Annotated in this window: 18 protein-coding genes and 1 rRNA gene; 18 read left to right on the top strand and 1 reads right to left on the bottom strand. The window is 50.2% G+C overall.

What is annotated here, in order from left to right; all coding sequences use genetic code 11:
• The first annotated feature begins 19 nt into the window (after nucleotides 1-19).
• The 10 genes from rrf (at nucleotide 20) to rsmI (ending at nucleotide 6,729) form a co-directional block, all read left to right on the top strand.
• A 5S ribosomal RNA gene (gene rrf, locus EVJ21_RS14980) occupies nucleotides 20-135 on the top strand.
• Between the two features lie 84 nt (nucleotides 136-219).
• Entirely contained in the window at nucleotides 220-1,641 is a 1,422-nt protein-coding gene (locus tag EVJ21_RS14975) for an aminotransferase class I/II-fold pyridoxal phosphate-dependent enzyme (RefSeq protein WP_236633567.1), read from the top strand.
• Between the two features lie 2 nt (nucleotides 1,642-1,643).
• Nucleotides 1,644-2,285, top strand: a complete 642-nt coding sequence (gene tmk / locus EVJ21_RS14970) for a dTMP kinase (RefSeq protein WP_131466508.1) — start codon at nucleotides 1,644-1,646, stop codon at nucleotides 2,283-2,285.
• Complete coding sequence (locus EVJ21_RS14965) at nucleotides 2,282-2,611, top strand: cyclic-di-AMP receptor (protein ID WP_070329395.1); 330 nt, start codon at nucleotides 2,282-2,284, stop codon at nucleotides 2,609-2,611. The genes tmk and EVJ21_RS14965 overlap by 4 nt, the downstream gene beginning before the upstream one ends.
• Complete coding sequence (locus tag EVJ21_RS14960) at nucleotides 2,611-3,621, top strand: DNA polymerase III subunit delta' (protein ID WP_131490787.1); 1,011 nt, start codon at nucleotides 2,611-2,613, stop codon at nucleotides 3,619-3,621. Before EVJ21_RS14965 ends, EVJ21_RS14960 begins: the two co-directional genes overlap by 1 nt.
• Before the next feature lie 6 nt (nucleotides 3,622-3,627).
• Nucleotides 3,628-4,458: a PSP1 domain-containing protein gene (locus EVJ21_RS14955; RefSeq protein ID WP_070329394.1), complete on the top strand. Its 831-nt coding sequence runs from the start codon at nucleotides 3,628-3,630 to the stop codon at nucleotides 4,456-4,458.
• A gap of 23 nt (nucleotides 4,459-4,481) precedes the next feature.
• On the top strand, nucleotides 4,482-4,817 hold the full coding sequence (yabA, locus tag EVJ21_RS14950) for a DNA replication initiation control protein YabA (protein ID WP_016510808.1): 336 nt from the start codon (nucleotides 4,482-4,484) through the stop codon (nucleotides 4,815-4,817).
• Between the two features lie 65 nt (nucleotides 4,818-4,882).
• Entirely contained in the window at nucleotides 4,883-5,617 is a 735-nt protein-coding gene (locus EVJ21_RS14945) for a tRNA1(Val) (adenine(37)-N6)-methyltransferase (protein ID WP_070329393.1), read from the top strand.
• On the top strand, nucleotides 5,610-5,888 hold the full coding sequence (locus tag EVJ21_RS14940) for a GIY-YIG nuclease family protein (protein WP_016510809.1): 279 nt from the start codon (nucleotides 5,610-5,612) through the stop codon (nucleotides 5,886-5,888). The genes EVJ21_RS14945 and EVJ21_RS14940 overlap by 8 nt, the downstream gene beginning before the upstream one ends.
• On the top strand, nucleotides 5,860-6,729 hold the full coding sequence (gene rsmI / locus EVJ21_RS14935; protein WP_070329392.1) for a 16S rRNA (cytidine(1402)-2'-O)-methyltransferase: 870 nt from the start codon (nucleotides 5,860-5,862) through the stop codon (nucleotides 6,727-6,729). The genes EVJ21_RS14940 and rsmI overlap by 29 nt, the downstream gene beginning before the upstream one ends.
• Before the next feature lie 16 nt (nucleotides 6,730-6,745).
• On the opposite strand, the gene EVJ21_RS14930 is transcribed toward rsmI, so the two are convergent.
• Nucleotides 6,746-7,039 (bottom strand): transition state genes transcriptional regulator AbrB, encoded by a 294-nt coding sequence (locus EVJ21_RS14930; protein ID WP_070329391.1) that lies wholly within the window; start codon nucleotides 7,037-7,039, stop codon nucleotides 6,746-6,748.
• A gap of 330 nt (nucleotides 7,040-7,369) precedes the next feature.
• Between EVJ21_RS14930 and metG the strand changes: the two genes are divergently transcribed.
• The 8 genes from metG (at nucleotide 7,370) to purR (ending at nucleotide 15,064) form a co-directional block, all read left to right on the top strand.
• Nucleotides 7,370-9,328, top strand: a complete 1,959-nt coding sequence (metG, locus tag EVJ21_RS14925; RefSeq protein WP_131490786.1) for a methionine--tRNA ligase — start codon at nucleotides 7,370-7,372, stop codon at nucleotides 9,326-9,328.
• A 53-nt stretch (nucleotides 9,329-9,381) separates the two neighbouring features.
• Nucleotides 9,382-10,149 (top strand): TatD family hydrolase, encoded by a 768-nt coding sequence (locus tag EVJ21_RS14920; RefSeq protein ID WP_131466510.1) that lies wholly within the window; start codon nucleotides 9,382-9,384, stop codon nucleotides 10,147-10,149.
• 14 nt (nucleotides 10,150-10,163) lie between these two features.
• Nucleotides 10,164-11,453, top strand: coding sequence for a 3D domain-containing protein (locus EVJ21_RS14915; RefSeq protein ID WP_236633794.1), 1,290 nt, complete (start codon nucleotides 10,164-10,166; stop codon nucleotides 11,451-11,453).
• The gene (rnmV, locus tag EVJ21_RS14910) at nucleotides 11,446-12,006 is read left to right on the top strand and encodes a ribonuclease M5 (RefSeq protein WP_016510695.1); all 561 of its coding nucleotides are present in this window, start codon (nucleotides 11,446-11,448) and stop codon (nucleotides 12,004-12,006) included. The genes EVJ21_RS14915 and rnmV overlap by 8 nt, the downstream gene beginning before the upstream one ends.
• Nucleotides 12,003-12,881: a 16S rRNA (adenine(1518)-N(6)/adenine(1519)-N(6))-dimethyltransferase RsmA gene (gene rsmA, locus EVJ21_RS14905; protein ID WP_071398628.1), complete on the top strand. Its 879-nt coding sequence runs from the start codon at nucleotides 12,003-12,005 to the stop codon at nucleotides 12,879-12,881. Before rnmV ends, rsmA begins: the two co-directional genes overlap by 4 nt.
• An 83-nt stretch (nucleotides 12,882-12,964) precedes the next feature.
• Nucleotides 12,965-13,201, top strand: a complete 237-nt coding sequence (locus tag EVJ21_RS14900) for a Veg family protein (RefSeq protein WP_070329386.1) — start codon at nucleotides 12,965-12,967, stop codon at nucleotides 13,199-13,201.
• Nucleotides 13,202-13,302: 101 nt separating this feature from the next.
• On the top strand, nucleotides 13,303-14,166 hold the full coding sequence (ispE, locus tag EVJ21_RS14895) for a 4-(cytidine 5'-diphospho)-2-C-methyl-D-erythritol kinase (RefSeq protein WP_071398629.1): 864 nt from the start codon (nucleotides 13,303-13,305) through the stop codon (nucleotides 14,164-14,166).
• 73 nt (nucleotides 14,167-14,239) lie between these two features.
• Complete coding sequence (gene purR, locus EVJ21_RS14890; protein ID WP_071398630.1) at nucleotides 14,240-15,064, top strand: pur operon repressor; 825 nt, start codon at nucleotides 14,240-14,242, stop codon at nucleotides 15,062-15,064.
• Nucleotides 15,065-15,192 lie beyond the last annotated feature (128 nt).

Raw genomic sequence — 15,192 nt, 5'->3', positions numbered from 1 at the left:
TTCAGGGAACAATCCCTTGTCTGGTGGCGATAGCGAAGCGGCCACACCCGTTCCCATGCCGAACACGGAAGTTAAGCGCTTCAGCGCCGAAAGTAGTTGGGGGTCTCCCCCTGTGAGGATAGGACGTTGCCAGGCCATATGAAGGACGACCAAGCACATGCTTGGTCGTCTCTTTTTGTATAATTTATGCGTACGGTGTCGGATAAGGAGGATTTTCACATGACTCGAAAGCCTAAAAATAATCCATTCACGTTTATGGAAATGCTTGAACAGCACGTTCGGGAAGGACGTGTGTCGTTTCATGTGCCAGGTCATCATAACGGGACCGTGACAGATGATAGCCTCCCGACAGCATTTAATAAAATCATGCCGTATGATTTAACCGAACTTGCACATCTGGATGACCTTCATCACGCTGAAGGGATTATCCAGCAAGGTGAAGAGGCTCTTGGGACCCTGTATCAAAGTAAGAGTAAGTGGTTAGTCAACGGATCGACCGTTGGCAACTGGAGCATGTTAGCTGCGACAGTCAAACGAGGTGAGCGGGTATACGTCCAGCGAAACTCACATAAATCAGTTTGGAACGCAATTGAATGGTTGGGCTTAGAGCCGATTTTATTAACTCCTGAACTAGAACGGGGTAGCGGTCTGCCGACGGTCGTTTCCCTTCGTACTGTCGAAGCGGCAGTTACGCAATATCCCGGAGGAAAAGCGTTACTGCTTACGTCCCCGACTTACTATGGGGATATGGCAGATGTACGGGCAATCAGTCGTTTTCTGCAGACGTTAACGATTCCCTTACTTGTAGACGAGGCGCATGGGGCACACTTGATTCATCCGAATCTTCCAAACCGCTCAGCGATTTTTGAAGGTGCGAGCGCTGTCGTCCAGTCCGCCCATAAGACACTCCCGGCATTCACGATGGGGGCCTGGATTCACTATAAGGAAGATATTAATGAATCGCGTTTGTTTCATGCGCTTTCTTCCTTCCAAACGTCTAGCCCGTCTTACTTGATTATGGCATCTCTTGATCACGCTCGAGCTTATCTCGAAAATTTGAGTGACCGAGATTGGTCACTGATTCAAACGAGTCATTTAGCTTTTATTATGGAAATGAGACGTGCCGGTTTCACGATAAAAGTGGGCGACGATTTCACAAAAATGACGGTACTGACTTATCCGAAGAACGGTTTGATTTTTAGTAGACATCTATCTTCGATTGGAATTGATATTGAGCTTGCGGCCGAGGACCATGTGTTATTCTGTCTGCCGTTCCGGGAATTAAAAACGCAAGAGATCCATCATTGGGTGAAGCTGATTAAAAATGCTTCTCAGCATGTCCCGCTCATTGACGAGGATGAAACAATTTATCCGTTTCCGATGACGGAGCCTGTTTCGCGCCTTCATCTTATAAAAGAAGATACACACGTCGTGCGCCTTCCGTTCGATGAAGCGATCGGACGCGTTGCAGCTGAGACGATTATCCCTTATCCGCCAGGGATCCCTTGGATTTTAAAAGGTGAGACCGTGACGGATGAGAAAATTCGTGTGTTAAAAGAGTGGATTTCGTTGGGACGGAACCTCCAGGCGAACAGACATGTTATGATAAAACAAATTGATGTTATCGTAGAGGAGTTTTAAACGTGAAAGGTATGTTCATCACTGTCGAAGGTCCAGACGGGTCTGGAAAGACGACGCAGTTGCAATTGCTGGCTAACGCCTTGACTAAAAAAGGGTATGAGGTTGTTATGACACGAGAGCCAGGAGGAACAAAAGTCGGGAATAGCATCCGGGAAGTGTTATTGTCTCCAGAGCATGACGAAATGACACCACGCACCGAAATGATGCTGTATGCAGCGTCTCGTGCACAAAACGTGGATCAGGTGATTCGTCCGGCCATCGACCGGGGTGCCATCGTTGTTTGTGACCGGTTTGTCGATGCATCCATCGCGTACCAAGGGTATGGTCTTCAGTATGACTTAGAGCAAGTTGTGTCGCTCAATAAGTGGGCGACAGCTGGAGTCACACCCGATTTGACTTTCTTATTCGACTTAAGTCCAGAGCAGTCGAGTCATCGCATGAAAGAACGCGGGCAGTTAGATCGAATCGAGAGTCGGAACGAGGCGTTTCATCAACGCGTCTATGAAGGTTTCTTGACGTTACTTCAACAAAATCCTGGCCGAATGGTCCGAATCGACGCAAGCCAGACGATTGAACTCATCCAAGATGAAGTGTTCGATATCACGATAGAACGACTACACGAAAGAGGAGTGAACGAATTATGAAAATGGTAATCGCAATCGTACACGATAAAGACAGCGCGCGTTTGTCAGACGCTTTAATTGAAGAGGATTTTCGAGCGACGAAATTGGCTACGACCGGAGGCTTTTTGAAGGAAGGTAATACGACGTTCATGATTGGTGTACCGAAAGAACGCCTTGACGATTTGCTAGGTTTGATCAAATCGAACTGCTCAAGCCGCGATCAAATGATTACGCCGATCTCGCCTATGGGTGGACATGCCGATTCATACATTCCGTATCCTGTTGAAGTCCAAGTTGGCGGAGCGACTATTTTCGTCTTGCCGATTGAAGGATTTCATCAGTTTTAATGGGAATGGTCACACATATGCGATTCCAAGAGTTGACTGAATCACAGAAAGTCGTAGCAAAAGTGATTGAGAATTCGATTGCCGCTCAAAAAATCGGGCACGCCTACATTTTTTCGGGTGACTATGAACCTTATCTGATTGAAACGGCCCAATTATTTGCCAAGGCACTTTTTTGTGAGATGCCTAGCGGGGCTGAACCTTGTGGCGTTTGCCGAAACTGCAAACGGATGGATTCTGGCAATATCGTCGACTACATGGAAGTTGAACCGGACGGGGCCAGTATCAAAAAAGAACAAATCCAGCAGCTATTGAGCGACCTGTCGTTACGGGGAGCCGAGGGCGATCGTCAAGTCTATGTGATCCACCAAGCGCATAAGATGACGACGCAAGCAGCGAACAGTTTATTAAAGTTTTTTGAGGAACCCGGTGTCGGCAAACTCGCCATTTTGGTGACGACGCAACCTCAACTGCTTCTCCCGACGATTCGTTCCCGGGCTCAACACTTAGTATTTCGCCCCATTGACCGGGTCCACCTTGCTGAAAAACTGGCAGAAGAGATGCAATGCACGAACGATTTGGCACGTCTTGCCCTGACCGTTTATCCGAAATGGGACGATGCGCGCGAGGCACTTCACAACGACTGGTTTGTACAGGCGTACGGGCTAGTGGTACAATTAGTTGAAGTATTGACAAAACGGCCGCAAGAGTTGCTTTTGTTCGCCCAAGAGAAGTGGCTCGGTCACTTCAAAGGGCGCAATGAACTCCGAGTCGGCCTCGAACTGTTCGAAAGTTGGTTGGAGGAAGCTCTCCACTTCAAAGTTCGAACCGATTATGTCCCGGAACTGTTCACGAAAGAGCAGTCGTTATATACGGCTTTCGTGAATGATCGTCCGGTACACAAAATCGTCCATGCCATCGAATTCGTTCATGAAGCGATTCGACGGCTCGAGGCAAACGTCAATCCTCAATTAACGTTCGAACGGTTAACGTTCGATTTGCAGAAGGGATAGGAGAGCGTGCTTGAAGTAGTTGGAGTCCGTTTTAAAGAAGCGGGAAAAATCTATTACTTTTCACCAGGCGAAGCAACGCTTGAACGTGGAGACCATGTCATCGTCGAGACGGTGCGAGGAATCGAATACGGTGAAATCGTCCAAGTTGGTAAACAACTAGGTGAAGACGAAGTCGTCTTGCCGTTGAAAACGATCCTTCGTGTCGCCGATCAAAAAGATGCCGAAATCGTTCAAGACAACCGATTGGCAGCTGTTGACGCTCACGCCGTCTGTGAAGAAAAAATTCGCGAACATCGACTTGAGATGAAATTAGTAGATGTTGAGTATACATTTGATCGTAATAAAGTTATTTTTTATTTCACGGCTGAGGGGCGCGTTGATTTTCGCGAGCTTGTTAAAGACTTAGCGAGCGTGTTCCGGACACGGATCGAACTCCGACAAATCGGGGTGCGGGATGAAGCGAAGCTACTCAGTGGAATCGGTCCTTGTGGTCGAGTGCTGTGTTGTTCCTCGTTCTTAGGCGAGTTCGAACCGGTGTCCATCAAGATGGCCAAGGATCAAAACCTTTCCTTGAACCCTAACAAGATCTCCGGTGTATGCGGTCGTCTCATGTGTTGTCTCAAATATGAGAACGATACGTATGAAGAATTGAAACGAGACTTGCCAGACGTCGGGAAGCGAATCAAAATTCCAGAAGGTGACGGACGTGTCGTCGGTCTCAACATCTTGGATCAGTTGATTCAAGTCGAATTGAATGACCGGACTCGTGTTGTGACGTATACGATCGATGAACTCGTCGAAGTCGGTGCGGTCAAACGAAAACCGTTGAAACAGTGATGGGGTGCTGAGCAGTGGAGAGAATGGATAAAAAAGAAGTTATGATGCGGGTCGATGCCATCGAGCAACAGATGTACGTGTTGACGGAGCATTTAAGCGTGCTCAAAGAACAACTCGCCTATTTGCTTGAAGAAAACCAACATATGTATCTCGAGAACCATCACCTGCGTGAAAAGGTTGAGCAGCTTGCAGAAGTCGAAACCCCTGATGGCGATCCGCAAATCGCTTTGTCCGGAAAAGGACAGAACAACTTGGCGGCGCTCTATCAGGAAGGGTTCCATATTTGCAACTTGCACTACGGACAAGTCAGAAAAGATGGCGATTGCCTCTTCTGTATGTCGATGTTAAATAAGCATTAATCGGGGGCGATAGACGGAGGAAATCTCTGTCCGTCGCCTCTGTTGTTATATAGGAGGGAAACAGCGTGACTGTAAAACAAGGGGAGCGCCTTGACGATTTGCTTGGACGCCCCGGTAAAATCATCCAAAGTGATGATGTCTTTTCATTCTCATTGGATGCGGTGCTACTCGCCGAATTCGTTTGGGTACCGATTCAACAAGGAAAGTTGGTCGATTTATGCGCTGGCACCGGCGCAATCCCGCTCTTTTTATCTTATCGGACGAAAGGGACGGTGACGGGCGTCGAGATTCAACCCCGGCTCGTCGACATGGCGAATCGCAGCATTGAGGTGAACGGTCTCGAAGAGCGGCTTCACATCATCGAAGGAGATGTGAAAACGGCCGCCTCCAGTCTCGGCCATGCCCGTTATGATGTTGTGACGTGTAACCCACCTTACTTCCTGGCCAATGAGACGTCGCTTCGCAATCAAAATGAGCACCATACGATTGCTCGTCACGAAGTACTCTGTACGCTTGAAGATTGCATTCGTTCGGCAAGTCAGCTTGTGAAGCCAGGCGGGAAAGTCGCGTTCGTCCATCGGCCCGAACGGCTGCTCGATATCGTCACGCTCATGCGGGCATACCGCATTGAGCCGAAGCGGATGCAGCTCGTCTACCCGAAGGCAGGACGAGATGCGAACACATTACTTATAGAGGGGTCTAAAGATGGAAAACCAGGACTCACGATCTTACCTCCGTTTATCGTTTATGAGGAAGATGATACGTATACGAAAACGATGCGAGACATCCTCGATGCGTAACTATTATGCGTATATTCTCGAATGCAGTGACCAAACCTACTACACCGGTTACACGACCGATATCGAAAAACGGGTCACTGTGCACAACGCCGGTAAAGGTGCGAAATATACGAGGGCGCGTCTCCCGGTCAGTCTTCGATACGTTAAGTCGTTCGAGACGAAACAGGAAGCGATGCGGTATGAATGGTCGATCAAACAATTGACCCGCGCTCAAAAACAGCAGCTGATGGAGGGGACGACCAATGAATTCACAGAAAAGTTATCAAACTGAGGGGCCGACGCTTTATGTCGTACCGACACCGATCGGCAACTTAGAGGACATGACGTACCGTGCCGTCCGCATCATGCGTGAAGTCGATTTGATTGCGGCCGAAGACACACGGCAAACGATGAAACTATGTCGTCATTTCGAGATCGAGACGAAATTGGTCAGCTATCATGAGCACAATAAGCAAGTTAGCGGACCCCGTTTAATTGAAGACATTCAAAACGGTAAGTCCGTCGCCGTCGTATCGGATGCGGGCATGCCTGGTATTTCAGATCCGGGGAGTGACCTCGTCCGACTCGCGATCGAGGCGAAGCTGCCAGTCGTCGTCTTGCCGGGTGCGAACGCGGCACTCACGGCACTCGTCGCATCTGGCCTCGCGACAGAACGGTTCTTATACTACGGGTTTTTACCTCGTAAAAAGAAAGAGCGGACCGAAGTGTTGGCTTCCCTTCAATATGAACCGGGTACACTCATCTTTTATGAGGCACCGCATCGGTTGAAAGAAATGTTGACCGGGGTGAAGGACGTACTCGGTAATCGCGAAATCGTGCTCGGTCGAGAGTTGACGAAAACGTTCGAAGAGTTTTTAAGAGGCACGGTTGAAGAGGCGCTCGCATGGTGCGAGGGCGAGGTGCGTGGCGAATTCGTCGTCATGGTGAGCGGCTCTACAGAGTCGGCACCGACGAGCGACTGGTGGGAAGCGCTGTCGCCTTTAGAGCATGTCGACCGGTACATCGAAGACGGACTCAAACCGAACGCGGCCATTAAGCAAGTCGCGAAAGAGCGTGGCTTGGCACGAAGCGAAGTCTACGATGCGTATCATCAAGTCGACAAAAAAGAGTAAGCAAGGATTCCCTTGCTTACTCTTCGCTGTAGTAGTTCTCGAGCATGTTTTTCAACTCGACGAGAACGCGCTGTGCGCCTTCAGGTGAAAGGATGAGTTTTCCGTCAGCCAACTTGAAGTTGTCGTCAGATACTTCGCCTGTCACTTGGCATGTCATGTTCGGTTTGTATTTTTTTAAGATGATTTGTTCGTTGTCGACGTAAATTTCGAGTGCGTCTTTTTCAGCGATACCGAGTGTCCGGCGCAATTCAATTGGAATAACGACGCGGCCGAGCTCGTCAACTTTCCGTACGATACCTGTAGATTTCATTTTGTGTTTCCTCCTCCAATGATGTCGAAATCTCATGGTGACATGAATCGTCAAAATTCGACAATGTGGCTTCAGCAAAAAGCATACTAAACTTTCCAATTGCAGTCAACTGCTTACTATTGGAAATGCGCATTTTTCGAAAAATGACGATAAGGGAATCATATATCCATAAAATTCCCCGAAAGTTTGCACCTGAAACAAAGAAAGGGTTTTTTTGGAACATTTTTTATAAGCTAGTATCAAATTAATTCCAAACAATTGGTTTGGAAATTCTTTTGTCGAACCGTGTATAATGGAAATTGCAAATGTCGAAAGGATGGAGAACATACTATGGCGAAGCCAACTTTTTATATCACGACTCCGATTTACTATCCGAGTGCGAAACTACACATTGGTCATGCCTATACGACGGTGGCCGGCGATGCGATTGCTCGCTATAAGCGTTTAAAAGGATTTGACGTCCGTTACTTAACTGGGACCGACGAGCATGGACAGAAGATTCAAGAAAAGGCCCAAGAAGCTGGCGTGACGCCACAAGCGTTTGTCGATGAAGTCGTCAAAGACATCCGTGTGCTTTGGGACAAGCTTGAGATCTCATATGACGATTACATCCGGACAACTGACGCCCGTCATAAAGCGGTCGTCGAGCACGTATTTGAGACACTGCTCAAAAATGATGATATTTACCTCGGTGAGTACGAAGGGTGGTACTCAATCCCGGACGAGACGTACTATACAGAATCACAACTTGTTGATGGAAAAAGTCCTGACAGCGGCCATCCGGTGGAACTCGTGCGCGAAGAGTGCTATTTCTTCCGCCTCAGCAAGTATGCGGACCGGTTGATCGAGTACTTCGAGTCACATCCGGATTTCATTTTACCGGAATCGCGTAAAACTGAAATGATCAACAACTTCTTGAAGCCGGGGCTGCAGGATTTGGCAGTCTCGCGGACGACGTTCGACTGGGGTGTACAAGTCCCGTCGAATCCGAAACACGTCGTATACGTCTGGGTCGACGCGCTCACGAACTATATCTCCGCGCTCGGCTACGGGACAGATAACGATGAATTGTTCAATCGTTACTGGCCGGCAGACGTACACTTGGTCGGGAAAGAAATCGTTCGTTTCCATACGATCATTTGGCCGGCGCTGCTCATGGCGCTTGACCTACCGCTACCGAAGCAAGTGTTCGCGCACGGCTGGTTGCTCATGAAAGACGGTAAGATGTCGAAGTCAAAAGGGAACGTCGTCGATCCGATTCCACTCATCGACCGCTACGGTCTTGATTCGCTTCGCTACTACTTGCTCCGTGAAGTCCCATTCGGTGCAGACGGCACGTTCACACCGGAAGCGTTCGTCGATCGCTTGAACTTTGATCTCGCGAACGACCTCGGGAATCTTCTCAACCGGACCGTTGCCATGATCAAGAAGTATTTCGATGGCAACGTACCGGCTTATGCGGGGAATGTGACGGCGTTCGATGCGGAACTTCTCCGTATGGTAAACGAAACGACGAACAAGACAGAAGAAGCGATGGAGCATATGGAATTCTCGGTCGCCCTCGCAAGCATTTGGCAACTCGTCAGCCGAGCCAATAAATATATCGATGAGACACAACCATGGGTGCTCGTAAAAGATGAGTCGAAGCGTGATGAGCTTGCATCTGTGATGACGCACCTCGCGGGCGTACTCCGCCATGTCGCGATCATGATTCAACCGTTCATGACACGGGCGCCGAAAGAAATGTTCCGTCAGCTCGGACTCGTTGACGAAGACATGTCATGGGAAGCGCTCGATACGTTCGCTGCCTTTGATGGAGCGGTCGTGACGGACGGAACGCCGATTTTCCCACGTCGAGACGTGAAAGAAGAAGTCGATGCGATTCAAGAGATGATGCGTCAAGCTTCGCAAGCGCGCATCGAAGCGGAAGCAACGCCGACTGAAACTGAAGATGAGGACGTCCGTCCAGAAATCACGATCGATGTGTTCGACCAAGTTGAGTTTCGGGTCGGGCAAATCGTCGAAGCAGATAAGATCAAGAAAGCGAAAAAACTATTGAAGCTTCAAGTCGACCTTGGCGGCGAAACGCGACAAATCGTCTCGGGCATCGCCGAATGGTATGCGCCGGAAGACTTAGTCGGTAAAAAAGTGATCGTCGTCGCCAACTTGAAACCGGTCAAACTCCGCGGTGAACTGTCTCAAGGAATGATTTTAGCAGCCGATAAAGATGGTAAGCTAGAACTCGCCACCGTCTCAGAGAATATGCCGAACGGGGCCATCGTCAAATAATTTTGAGGGAGACTTCGGTCTCCCTCTCTTTGTCTAAATAAGGAGGATGCATCATGTTGATTGATACGCACACCCATATTAACGCTGAGCAGTTCAATGAAGATGTCGAGGCGACAATCGAGCGTGCTCGCACTGCCGGCGTCTCGCCGATGCTCGTCGTCGGATTCGATACACCTACGATTGACCGTGCCATTGAGTTGGCTGAGGCGTATGAGGACGTCTACGCCATCGTTGGCTGGCATCCGGTCGACGCGATTGACTGCACCGAAGCTGAACTCGCCCGAATTGAAGCGCTTATGGCACATCCTAAAGTGATGGCACTCGGGGAAATCGGCCTTGATTATCATTGGGACAAGTCACCGAAAGATGTACAGCAGCGTGTGTTCCGTCAGCAAATCGCAATCGCGAAGCGGACGAACATGCCGATCGTCATCCACAACCGCGAAGCGACGGCGGACGTGCTCGATCTGCTAGAAGAAGAGCACGCGGAAGTTGTCGGCGGCGTGTTTCATAGTTACAGCATGTCTGTCGAATTGCTCGAACGCTGTTTAAAGCTGAATTTTTATATCTCGCTCGGCGGACCGGTGACGTTCAAAAACGCCAAAGTGCCGAAGCAAGTGGCGCAGCAAGTACCGCTCGACCGTCTTCTTGTCGAGACGGATTGTCCCTATTTGACGCCGACACCGTTCCGCGGTAAACGAAATGAGCCGGCATACGTCACTTACGTCGCTGAAGAGATTGCAGCGCTCCGCGGCATGCCTTACGAAGCACTCGCCGAGGCTACGACCGCCAATGCGAAACGGCTGTTCCGACTTCCATGATGATTAGACGTTTTGTGTTGAGTGTAGGCGTCATTGTCGTTGCCGTCTTCGCCTACATGATGATGCAGCCGGAGAAGATTACGATTATCGATAACGGTGTCAAGATTGAGCACGATACACAGGCTGATTCGGTCATCGAAGTGCTCGCCGAGGCCGGGATCACGATCGATGAGGCTGACTATGTGACGCCGGCGCTCAGTGCGGACATCCCGCCGGAGCGTGTCATTCATATCGAACGGGCCCAAACGGTGTCGCTCCAGATCGGTTACGGTCAAATGGAGACGATCGATACCCGTGAGCGGACCGTTGGTGATGTCCTGCTCCGATACGGTGTGAGCGTGCGAGAAGGTGATGATGTCTATCCGTCGGTCAGAACACCGATCACGTCAGGCATGACGATTCGCTATCAGCCGGTCGTGGCGCTTGATTTGATCATAGGAGATGATGCGACAAAAGTTTATACGATGGCATCGACCGTGGAAGAGGCGTTACGAGAAGCCCGAATTGAGATTTCAGATAAAGATACGGTCGTTCCGGCGCTCACGGCCGAAGTGCGTGATGGGATGACGATCACCGTCAACATGAGCCGAGACGTCGTTCAATATGAGAACCGCTTAATCCCGTTCGAGATCATTGAAGAAGAGGATGCGACACTTGCAGCCGGGACGACCGAAGTGTCACAAGTCGGCGTCCCTGGTCTAGAGCGGACGCGGTATGCACTGACAGTTGAAAATGGTACAATTACAAATCGGACCGAGACAGACGTCGAAATGGTGCAGACAGTGCGACCGCAAATCATTAAGGTCGGTACGAAAGTCGCAACCGAGCGCGAAGCCGAGTTTGAAGCAGCCGAAGCGCCGACTGAGACCGTTGACTCGACAAGTCCATTCCGCGAGGAAGCGGAAATCAAAATCGAGGAAACGCCTCGGGCCGACGATGTCCTCGACTTCACATCAGCCAAACAACTCCTCGTCGAGGCCACCGCCTATACGAACAATGCAGAAGACACCGTGACGTATGACGGCAGAGTACTGACGCGCAGCGGCTATGACGTGACGGATACGATCCTTTATGAAGGAATGCGGATCATTGCGGTCGACCCGGCCGTCATCCCGCTCGGAACCCGCGTCTATATCGAAGGGTTTGGCATGGCGATCGCTCTCGATACAGGCAGCGCGATTAAAGGCAATATTATCGATATCATGATGGATACGAAAGAGGAAGCGGTCACGTTTGGTCGTAAGCCACTGACGATTTGGGTGATCCCGAAGCAAGAAGAGAAAGAAGGAACTGACAATGCGTGAGAAAATACAAGAAGTGATCGTCGTCGAAGGACGCGATGATACAACCCGGCTTCAAGAAGTGTACGACGTCGACACGATTGAAACGAACGGGTCGGCCGTGTCAAAACAGACGATCGAACGGATCAAACGTGCCCAGGAGACACGCGGTGTCATCATCTTGACCGATCCGGACTATCCGGGCGACCGGATCCGGGCCATCGTCGAAGAGCAAGTGAAGGGCTGTAAACACGCCTACCTCCCTCGGGCCGAGGCGAAAGACAAACGAGGGAAAATCGGCGTCGAACACGCGACACCTGCGACAATCCGTCGTGTGCTCGAGGCGGTTTATGAAACACGAGTTGAGACGGACGAGCCACTCGTCACGCGACAAATGGTGCTCGAGGCCGATTTGATCGGTGGAGCGGATGCCGCAACTCGTCGCAAGCGTCTTGGCGTCTTGCTCCGCATCGGGGAACCGAACGCCAAACAATTTGTGAAACGAGTCGAAGCGTTGCGCGTGACCATCGAGGAATGGGAGCGGGCACTCGCTCAGTTAGAGGAGGAAAATCATTGAAAGATATTGCAACGATTCATCGCACGAAAGCGATTTTACAACGTCACGGCTTCTCATTCAAAAAGTCGCTCGGACAAAACTTTTTAATCGACTTGAATATATTAAATAAAATCGTCGACGCCGCAGAACTAGGTGAAGCGAGCGGTGTGCTCGAGATCGGTCCGGGAATCGGCTCGTTGACGGAACAATCGGCCAAGCGGGCGCAAAAAGTGGTCGCGCTTGAAATCGATCAACGCCTTCTACCGATCCTTGAAGACACGATGGCGCCTTACCCGAACGTTCACGTCATTCATGGGGACGCGCTCGAGCTCGACATTCGCAGCATCGTGGAACGTGAGTTCTTGAGTGAAGGGATTGACGATATCGCGGTCGTCGCCAACTTGCCATATTATGTGACGACGCCGATTATCATGCGTTTGCTCGAGAGCCGGATCAAATTCCGTTCGCTCGTCATGATGATTCAAAAAGAAGTGGCTGAGCGCATCGGGGCGAAACCTGGCACGAAAGCGTACGGTTCGTTATCAATCGCGATCCAGTATTATGCGGAAGCGAGTGTAAGCTTTATCGTACCGAAAAGCGTGTTCATGCCGGCTCCAAACGTCGACTCGGCCGTGATCACGCTCAAGATGCGTCCGCGCCCGGCTGTCGATGTCGAAGACGAAGCCTTTTTCTTTGAAATCGCCCGCGCTAGTTTCGCGCAACGTCGAAAAACGATTTTGAACAACTTGACGAATCATCTCGGCAAAGATAAAAAAGTAGACCTTGAACGTCTCTTGAATGAAGCGGGAATCGACCCGAAACGGCGAGGCGAAACGCTTTCGCTTCAAGAGTTTGCACGCTTAGCAGACACAATTTTACCACTTAAAAATAGTTGACGACTGGATAGCGAGTCGCTATAATATTTACTCTTTATTTCCGTTTTAGAATATGCTATACTTGTAACAGTGAGGTGAAGCGTATGCCAAAGACGTTGCAAGAAATCAGACAAAAACTCGAATCACATGTTGGAGAACGATTGACGTTGAAAGCAAACGGCGGTCGTAAGAAAGTCGTTACTCGGTTTGGAACGCTCGTTGAGACGTATCCCGCGGTGTTCGTTGTCAAGTTGGATGAAGAGCATCACAACGTGGAACGTGTCTCTTATAGCTACGCTGATGTCCTAACGGATACAGTTAAAATTGAATTCAGTAATTGATCGATAAATGAGGGGCGGATGCATTGGCAGCTGCTTCTTTTTTTGTGCGTCCGTTTACGGTACAATGGCGAACAGGAGATACATTGGGAAGGGTGAACGATATGCGTACGATCAGTGTGAAAGCGCCGGCAAAAATCAATTTGACACTAGACGTCCTCGGGAAGCGGACGGACGGCTATCATGAAGTAGAAATGGTGATGACGACAGTGGACTTGTCCGACCGGCTCGAATTGACCGTACTCGATACGGATGAGATTCGAATCCAGTCTGAGCACGCCTATGTCCCGAGCGATCATCGGAACTTAGCTTACCGTGCGGCCGATTTGTTGCGGAAGCGGTTCGACATCGCAGAAGGAGTCGAAATCGTCCTCGATAAACAAATCCCGGTCGCAGCAGGGCTCGCCGGAGGATCAAGTGATGCGGCGGCGACGCTTCGGGGAATGAACGAACTGTTCGAGCTTGGTTTGACGCTCGAGGAGTTAGCAGAGCTCGGAGCCGCGGTCGGTTCAGACGTCTCGTTTTGTGTGATGGGTGGAACCGCGATCGCCCGGGGCCGCGGTGAGATATTAGAGACGATTCCGTCACCGCCGCCGTGCTATGTCGTGTTGGCGAAGCCGAAGCTCGGTGTATCGACGGCTGACGTGTATCGAGCCGTTCAGATGGAGAAAATCGTCCATCCAGACACTGCGGCGATGGTTAAAGCGATTCGTGAACGGGACTTTGACGGAATTTGTGCGAACCTCGGTAACGCGCTTGAAGGTGTCACGCTTGAACTGCATCCCGAAGTCCGTCAAATCAAAGAGACGATGCTGCATTGTGGTGCTGATGGCGTGTTGATGAGCGGCAGCGGCCCGACTGTATTCGCGCTCATCGAGCACGAGCAAAAAGCGCACCGCGTCTATAACGGACTGAAAGGATTTTGTCCGGAAGTGTTCGTCGTTCGGATTCTCGGCAAAAAACATTGAACAAAGACGAATGAAAGTGATATATTCTGTTTAGAACATTCGTCTATTATTGACAAAGTGAAGGGGAATCCGTATGAAAATTCGTAGAAGTGGTCGTCTCGTCGATATGACCCGTTATATGCTTGACCATCCACATCAGCTCGTCTCGTTATCGATGTTTTCGAGCCGCTATCAGTCTGCTAAATCATCGATCAGTGAAGATTTAGTCATCGTCAGTGAAATGCTCGCCCACGACGGTACCGGGAAATTGATTACCGTCCCAGGTGCGGCCGGGGGAGTCATGTTCATTCCAGGGTGGAGCAAAGACAAGTCGCTATCGATGATCGATAGCTTGTGCGATCAACTGTCGAAACCGGAGCGTCTGCTTCCGGGAGGCTATTTATACTTAACCGACGTGCTTGGTAATCCGCGTCAAGTGAAACCGATGGGACAAATCTTTGCCTCGGTGTTTGCGGACCGTAAAGTCGACGTCGTCATGACGATTGCGACAAAAGGGATTCCGCTCGCCTACGCGGTCGCTGAGCAATTAGGTGTTCCGTTCGTCATCGTCCGGTCCGACAGCCGTGTCACGGAAGGGTCGACCGTCAGTATCAATTACGTTTCCGGCTCGTCAAAAGCGATCCGTACGATGGCGCTCGCCCGTCGAAGCTTGCCACGAGGCGCAAACGTCTTGCTCATCGATGACTTTATGAAAGCAGGCGGGACGATCCGTGGGATGATGAGCCTGTTGAATGAGTTCGAGGCAAACCTCGCGGGTGTCGGTGTCTTGATGGAAGCCGAAGGTGCCGAGAAGAAAATGGTAAGTGAGTACGTCAGCTTGATGAAGTTGACGAACGTTGATGCAGATGAAGGACTCGTCACAATTTCACGCGGTAACGTCGAACAGTTCTTAAAGTGATTGGCAAAAATTTGATTTCGTTTTATGATGAGAGGGTATATCAGTCATACGGAGTCAATCGGTTCGCTTGAATCACTTTAACCTTTTAGTGAAAGTACACCATGGCATAGACAACGAAGAAAAGGGGA

The organism is Exiguobacterium sp. SH0S2 (assembly GCF_004337185.1).
In the GTDB taxonomy this organism is placed as follows: domain Bacteria; phylum Bacillota; class Bacilli; order Exiguobacteriales; family Exiguobacteriaceae; genus Exiguobacterium; species Exiguobacterium aurantiacum_A.
Note: the sequence above shows the minus strand (reverse complement) of the source record. Positions and strands in the feature narration are given on the sequence as shown.

What these genes read in the sequence shown, in the direction of transcription:
- EVJ21_RS14975 (WP_236633567.1), top strand. Translation starts at nt 220, where the DNA reads ATGACTCGAAAGCCTAAAAATAATCCATTCACGTTTATGGAAATGCTT.
- EVJ21_RS14965 (WP_070329395.1), top strand. Translation starts at nt 2,282, where the DNA reads ATGAAAATGGTAATCGCAATCGTACACGATAAAGACAGCGCGCGTTTG.
- EVJ21_RS14960 (WP_131490787.1), top strand. Translation starts at nt 2,611, where the DNA reads ATGGGAATGGTCACACATATGCGATTCCAAGAGTTGACTGAATCACAG.
- yabA (WP_016510808.1), top strand. Translation starts at nt 4,482, where the DNA reads ATGGATAAAAAAGAAGTTATGATGCGGGTCGATGCCATCGAGCAACAG.
- EVJ21_RS14940 (WP_016510809.1), top strand. Translation starts at nt 5,610, where the DNA reads ATGCGTAACTATTATGCGTATATTCTCGAATGCAGTGACCAAACCTAC.
- rsmI (WP_070329392.1), top strand. Translation starts at nt 5,860, where the DNA reads ATGAATTCACAGAAAAGTTATCAAACTGAGGGGCCGACGCTTTATGTC.
- EVJ21_RS14930 (WP_070329391.1), bottom strand. Translation starts at nt 7,039, where the DNA reads ATGAAATCTACAGGTATCGTACGGAAAGTTGACGAGCTCGGCCGCGTC.
- metG (WP_131490786.1), top strand. Translation starts at nt 7,370, where the DNA reads ATGGCGAAGCCAACTTTTTATATCACGACTCCGATTTACTATCCGAGT.
- EVJ21_RS14920 (WP_131466510.1), top strand. Translation starts at nt 9,382, where the DNA reads ATGTTGATTGATACGCACACCCATATTAACGCTGAGCAGTTCAATGAA.
- rnmV (WP_016510695.1), top strand. Translation starts at nt 11,446, where the DNA reads ATGCGTGAGAAAATACAAGAAGTGATCGTCGTCGAAGGACGCGATGAT.
- EVJ21_RS14900 (WP_070329386.1), top strand. Translation starts at nt 12,965, where the DNA reads ATGCCAAAGACGTTGCAAGAAATCAGACAAAAACTCGAATCACATGTT.
- ispE (WP_071398629.1), top strand. Translation starts at nt 13,303, where the DNA reads ATGCGTACGATCAGTGTGAAAGCGCCGGCAAAAATCAATTTGACACTA.
- purR (WP_071398630.1), top strand. Translation starts at nt 14,240, where the DNA reads ATGAAAATTCGTAGAAGTGGTCGTCTCGTCGATATGACCCGTTATATG.